This window comes from Shewanella sp. 10N.286.52.E4 (assembly GCF_041468785.1).
Classification (GTDB): domain Bacteria; phylum Pseudomonadota; class Gammaproteobacteria; order Enterobacterales; family Shewanellaceae; genus Shewanella; species Shewanella electrodiphila.
In genome coordinates this window covers 20711-27172 of sequence record NZ_JBFRJJ010000076.1, presented here as the reverse complement: position 1 = coordinate 27172, position 6462 = coordinate 20711, and the positions used below count along the sequence as shown (strand labels likewise).

4 protein-coding genes are annotated in these 6462 nt (G+C 42.9%); 3 read left to right on the top strand and 1 reads right to left on the bottom strand.

Annotated elements, in window-relative coordinates:
• A partial coding sequence (locus tag AB4153_RS21410; RefSeq protein ID WP_371998601.1) for a NapC/NirT family cytochrome c occupies positions 1–548 on the bottom strand: 548 nt, incomplete at its 3' end.
• A 457-nt stretch (positions 549–1005) separates the two neighbouring features.
• Here AB4153_RS21410 and AB4153_RS21405 point away from each other — a divergent pair.
• From AB4153_RS21405 to AB4153_RS21395, 3 genes are all read left to right on the top strand, one after another.
• Positions 1006–1473 carry a hypothetical protein gene (locus tag AB4153_RS21405; protein WP_371998600.1) on the top strand — a complete coding sequence of 156 codons (468 nt, stop codon included), beginning with the start codon at positions 1006–1008 and terminating at the stop codon, positions 1471–1473.
• A 158-nt stretch (positions 1474–1631) separates the two neighbouring features.
• Positions 1632–3260, top strand: a complete 1629-nt coding sequence (locus AB4153_RS21400) for an efflux RND transporter periplasmic adaptor subunit (protein WP_371998599.1) — start codon at positions 1632–1634, stop codon at positions 3258–3260.
• Positions 3261–3272: 12 nt separating this feature from the next.
• Positions 3273–6416: an efflux RND transporter permease subunit gene (locus AB4153_RS21395; RefSeq protein WP_371998598.1), complete on the top strand. Its 3144-nt coding sequence runs from the start codon at positions 3273–3275 to the stop codon at positions 6414–6416.
• The last annotated feature ends 46 nt before the right edge of the window (positions 6417–6462 follow it).

Genomic DNA, 6462 nt, shown 5'->3' with positions numbered 1-6462 from the left:
GGGTGAGCAACACCTTTATGACAATCTACACAAGTCTTTCTCTTATCGCCTTCTTGCTTGGCGTTGCGTTCGTGCATTCTTTTAGCCATTTTCTTCATTGTTTCAGGCTGATCTTCGTAGATACGAGTATGACAATGTTGGCAGTTAGCTGAGTCAGTTGCACGGAAGTATTCAAGTGCAATATCTGCTTGCTCTTTACGGTTTTCATCTAACCATGCTTGCGTGTTGAAATCTTTGATAGTCACAAAACCATATAGATCTTTCGATACGATGATTTTCTTAACCAAGTAATCAACTGGGCCATGTGGAAGGTGACAATCTTGACATTGCACAGTTACACCTGCGCTTCCACCACCATGAGCTGAAGCAAGTACTTCATCTTTTAGTGAGTGGTTACTGTGACAGCTCATACAGAATGCATCACTACTTGTCGCATGTAAGGTTTGCTGTGTAGCGAAGTAGCCTACTACACCCATAATCACACCGACTACAATCAGTGCGATAATTGAATATTTTGCGCTTGGTTTGAAAAGTGCACGCCAGTTCATCGGTCATCTCCAATAGAAAATTTATAATTTATAATTCTTAAACTCTAAAATATAATTTTTAAATTCTAAAAATAATATTTGTATTCTAGGTTGTTTTAGCCTTAAAAAAATGATTTAAAGGCATGTTTTAATTAATAAGTTGCTACATTATGTTCAAAATGAGACCTAGATCGAAATAACCACAAAATTAGTGACCCAATCTAGCTTACTTAAACCTAATACAAGCTGGGCTTATTGGCAAAGTTTCTTTAACAATATCTAGAAAGTTCATAAAACTGACACCATCAATAAAACTAATGAACTATCATTAACTTAAACAATCTATATTATTTAATTATCTGTTTTGTGACCCGTTTTATTGCTCGCTGAATGTTAACAAGCTATATTCGCCAAGTTAATGAGTAAAATTCTTTTACTGTTATTACGACTTTTAATAATTAGGATCTACAGGCTATAAATGAGCGTTAAACTGTCCCACCACATCATTATTTTCTTCGCTTTGTTCGCATTACTCGGACAAGGCTTAGTCACTAATGGCTATGCAATGGTGGCAATGCCTATGACTCATATAGTTGATAAAGAACCAACGAGTGATGCAGCTACCGAGGATGTGGAAAGCGCTACGATGGACTGCCACCAGCAGGTATCGACCAACATTCCCTCAATGATAGACAGTAACAAGCAAAGCAAACATTGTTGCGACTCTATAACTGATATAGCACAGACCGAACCATCTTCATGTTGTGATTCAGTGGCAGGTTGCAGTCTTGATTGCAGTCATTGTATGAAAATTTCGATGACCGGTCACATGCAGAATATCGATATCATCATTGCTAAATCACTGAATATAAAAGCAGAAGCGACTAAATTACCGCATTTTTTTTACCATCAAACCTTGCCAGCATTTAAACCTCCTATTGCCTAAACTGCTTAAACCCGCCATCCATTACTGTTTACATCAACTAAACGTGATTTCATATGGCGCATTTTTACAAACGATCACTTTACCGGTTTTACTTTTACGATGACCTAATTCACTGCCAAATGTGGATTGTTGTTCGTCATTCGTTACTTGAGGTTTTTATGAAACACATTATCAGTCTTTTTATTGCAATGACGTTGGGGGCTGTACTTGCTATTAGCACCGCTAACGCAGCTACTGATACCCGAGATAATCATCAACATGCTGATCACTCAATTGATCCGCATCCAATGTATTCATGCCCAATGCATCCAGAAGAAACCAGCCATGAAAAAGGCCGTTGCTCACTGTGTAATATGTTTCTGGTCAAAAATGAGCAATCTGCAATCGATGAATTAGTGACAAATAACCCCACTTACTATTGCCCAATGCACCCTGAAGAAACCAGTCATGAAAAAGGTCGCTGCCCGCAATGTAATATGTTCTTAGTCAAGGAAGAAGAGGAAGAGTCCACTTCAGTTGAACATGCGGGTCATAGCCATACTCATGCTGTGACTCTGCCTGATAAGTCAGCAAGTCAATCTAAAGCTGAGCAGGTACTTAGTCAGCCTAAACCGGCATTACTCACCACTCCACAAGCGAATGATGAAGGTAATATCAAATACGTTTGCCCAATGCACCCTCACGTGATTTCTGATGAACAAGGCACCTGCCCGATTTGCGGAATGAATCTAGAAAAAGTCACTATGGGTAGCGTAGGCGAAGAAGTCGTGGTTGGCGTATCCGGAGGTATGCAACAAGCACTTGGAATGCGAAGTGAACAAGTCAGCGAAGGCACATTATGGAAACTCGTTAAAACCATTGGCACCGTCGAATACAACGAAAACACCATTGGCCATGCGCATACCCGTGTCAGTGGTTGGTTAGAAACTCTCATGATCCATAATGTTGGTCAGAGGGTTAAAAAAGGCCAGCTGCTATATGAACTGTATTCCCCTGAGTTAATCAACGCTCAAGATGATTATATGCAAGCCAAAGATTATCTCATGCAAGACCCTGAACGCGGTGCTGGGCTGCTTAAAAAAGCTCGATTACGCCTTGAACTACTTGGGGTGAGTTCCACAACTATCCAACAACTGGAAAACACTGGCGAGACCATTTATCGCGTTCCATATTATGCCGACCAAGATGGCTTTATCAGTCAACTGAGTGTTCGTCATGGTATGTATGTTGAACCCGGAACAACCTTATTTGAAATCGTCGACTTACGAAGTGTTTGGGTTATTGCTGATGTGTTTGAAAACGAACAAAGCTGGTTAGAGCAAGGTCGCCCAGTTGAAGTAACGTCTTCAGCCCAAGGTTTGTTCGATCTTGAGTCCACAATCGATTATATCTACCCAGAACTTGATCCCGTCTCTCGTGCGATGCGAGTGCGCATCAAACTCGAAAATCCAGGTAAAAGCTTAAAACCAGGCAGCTTAGTTGATGTGACATTATTTGGCGGCCCAAAGCGCGGCGTATTATCCATTCCTACTGAAGCATTAATTCAAACAGGCCGAGAGAACCGTGTTGTAGTCCAACGTGATGATAATAGCTTTGCTTCAGTAGCCGTTAAAGTCGGTATGATTGCTCAAGGTAAAGCAGAGATTATCGAAGGTCTGCAAGCGGGTGAAAAGGTCATCGTATCCGGCCAATTCTTATTAGATTCTGAAGCCAGTATTCAAGGTAGTTTGCAACGATTAAGTGGCAGTAATACTGAACCCGCAACTGCTCCTCATGCGCATCATTAATCGGAGGCCGACATGTTAGAAAAAATAATCAGCGCCTCAATTAGGCAAAGAGCTATGGTGTTAGTGCTTACTGCCGTGATTGCCTTAATTGGTTATCAGGCAATGCGCATGACGCCACTGGATGCACTACCAGATTTATCTGATGTGCAAGTAATTGTAAAAACCTCATACCCAGGCCAAGCACCACAATTAGTTGAAGACCAAATAACCTATCCGTTATCAACCGCCATGCTCGCCGTACCTGGTGCAAAAACCGTGCGCGGTTTTTCTATGTTTGGCGACTCTTACGTCTACATTATTTTTGAAGACGGCACCGATATTTATTGGGCTCGCTCCCGAGTCTTAGAATATTTATCCCAAACCCAAGGGCAGCTACCCGACAATGTCACTCCCACTCTGGGACCTGACGCATCTGGAGTTGGTTGGGTATTTCAGTACGCGTTAGTTGATCGCAAAGGCCAACATGATTTAGCACAATTGCGTTCACTGCAAGATTGGTTTTTAAAGCTTGAATTGCAAAGTGTTAGCGGCGTGTCAGAAGTCGCGACTATTGGCGGCATGGAGCAGTCATACCAAATCATTGTTGACCCGCATAAGTTGGCTTTGTATCAAATTGATTTAATGACTGTAAAAAATGCCTTAGACAATTCTAACAGTTCAACAGGTGGCTCAGTCATTGAAATGGCAGAAGCCGAGTACATGATCACTTCAACAGGTTATCGGCAAACACTGGCTGACTTTAGGGAAATACCATTAGGCATAGTGTCTGAATCTGGCACGCCGGTATTGATGAAAGATGTGGCGCAACTACGCACAGGGCCTGCCGCCCGTCGCGGAATCGCCGAACTAGATGGTAAAGGTGAAGTGGTTGGCGGCATTGTGGTGATGCGTTACGGTGAAAATGCCCTCGCCACCATCAACAATGTCAAAGATAAGCTTAAAGAAATCGAAAACGGCCTGCCTGATGGGGTGGAGTTAGTGATCACTTACGATCGCTCTGAGCTTATTCTTAACTCAGTGGACAATCTTAAACATAAAGTCCTCGAAGAAATGATGGTCGTAGGCATTATCTGCCTGATTTTCTTGCTTCATGCCCGCTCAACCTTAGTGGCGATTATCTCGTTGCCTATTTCAATATTAATCAGTTTTATCGTGATGAATATTATCGGGGTAAATGCCAACATCATGAGTTTAGGTGGGATAGCCATTGCCATAGGAGCAGTGGTGGATGCCGCCATTGTGATGGTCGAAAATGTGCATAAACATTTGGAACAATATCGAGAAAAACATAACGGTCAAACACCTACTGGCGAAACCCATTGGGAGTTAGTACGAAAAGCTTCGGTTGAAGTCGGCCCAGCACTATTTTTCAGTCTGTTGATTATCACCTTAAGCTTTGTGCCTGTGTTTGCCCTAGAAGCTCAAGAAGGCCGATTATTCCACCCTTTGGCATTTACTAAAACCTTTGCCATGGCTGCCAGTGCGATATTAGCTATTACCTTGATCCCGGTGTTAATGGGCTATTTCGTTCGCGGTAAAATCCCTGATGAGAAGAAAAACCCTCTCAGCAGACTATTGATTGCCATTTACGAGCCTATGCTGCGTTTAGTGCTTAAATTTCCAAAGTTCACCATCTTATTAGCCATCATTGCCCTTGGCAGTGCGGTGTATCCAATGACAAAAATGGGCAGCGAGTTTATGCCTGAACTTGAAGAAGGTGATTTGCTTTATATGCCAACGACTCTACCGAGCGTAAGTGCAGGTAAAGCCGCTGAAATTTTGCAGCAAACTGACCGACTCATTAAAACCGTACCCGAGGTAAAGCGGGTATTTGGTAAGGTTGGCCGAGCGATGACTGCCACCGATCCTGCGCCGTTAACCATGCTAGAAACCACCATCATGCTTAACCCGCGTGATACGTGGCGCGAAGGTATGACACTTGAGGGGATCATTGCTGAGCTTCAAAAGACGGTTAAAGTACCCGGAATGACCAATGCTTGGGTTCAACCGATAAAAACTCGCATTGATATGCTCTCAACAGGAGTACGAACCCCAGTCGGAATTAAAATTTCCGGCGCAGATATTGATGAACTTCAGCGTATTGGCACTGAAATAGAAGCCGTTGTCAGTCAACTACCTGGTACGCAATCGGCATTTGCTCAGAGAACAAGTGGTGGCCGCTATATTGATATTGAGCCAGATCTTAAAAATGCTGCTCGTTACGGAATGACCCTCAAAGACATTCAAGATGTGGTGCAAATGGCCATTGGCGGTATGCAAGTGGGTCAATCTATTCAAGGGCAAGAACGTTACCCAATCAATATTCGCTACCCCCGCGAACTGCGTGACAGTATCGAAAAGCTGCAAGACTTACCTGTCATGACCAAAACAGGTAAATACTTACCATTAGGCAACTTAGCAACCATTTCTATTAGCGATGGTGCGCCCATGCTTGCCAGTGAAAATGGTAGATTAATCAGTTGGGTATTTGTCGATTTGGACAACATATCCATTGGTGAATATATTGCTACAGTCAAACAAGCGCTTAATGAACAAGTTCAGCTTCCACCTCGATATAGCTACACTTTTGCAGGCCAATATGAGTATATGCAACGCGTGGAAGCAAAAATGGAGTTGGTTATTCCGTTAATGCTTGCGGTGATTTTCATGCTGCTAATGATGACTTTTGGCTCATTTACCCAGGCTTCAGTGATCATGTTGAGCCTGCCATTTTCGCTTGTTGGCAGTGCATGGTTATTGTACTTGTTGGATTTCAATTTCTCGGTAGCAGTTTCTGTCGGGATGATTGCACTTGCAGGGGTCGCGGCTGAATTTGGTGTGGTGATGCAGGTATATTTGAATAACAGCATTAAAGACAGACAAGCAAAAGGGCAATACAAGCAGCGCAGTGATTTAAGCGAGGCGTTAATCCACGGCGCCGTGATGCGTATTCGCCCTAAAGCCATGACCGTTGCCACCATTTTCTTTGGATTACTGCCAATTATGTGGGGCAGTGGTACAGGTAATGAAGTAATGCAGAAAATTGCCGCGCCTATGGTCGGTGGCATGGTCACCGCCCCATTGCTGTCATTGTTTGTTATTCCAGCCATTTATTTACTGATATATGGCAGGAAACTACCAAGAGCATCTGATTAAATAACACCATCAAAAAAGGCGCTCTCAGCGCCTTTTAAATTTTATA

Coding starts and splice junctions, on each gene's coding strand:
- AB4153_RS21405 (WP_371998600.1), top strand. CDS start 1,006: ATGAGCGTTAAACTGTCCCACCACATCATTATTTTCTTCGCTTTGTTC.
- AB4153_RS21400 (WP_371998599.1), top strand. CDS start 1,632: ATGAAACACATTATCAGTCTTTTTATTGCAATGACGTTGGGGGCTGTA.
- AB4153_RS21395 (WP_371998598.1), top strand. CDS start 3,273: ATGTTAGAAAAAATAATCAGCGCCTCAATTAGGCAAAGAGCTATGGTG.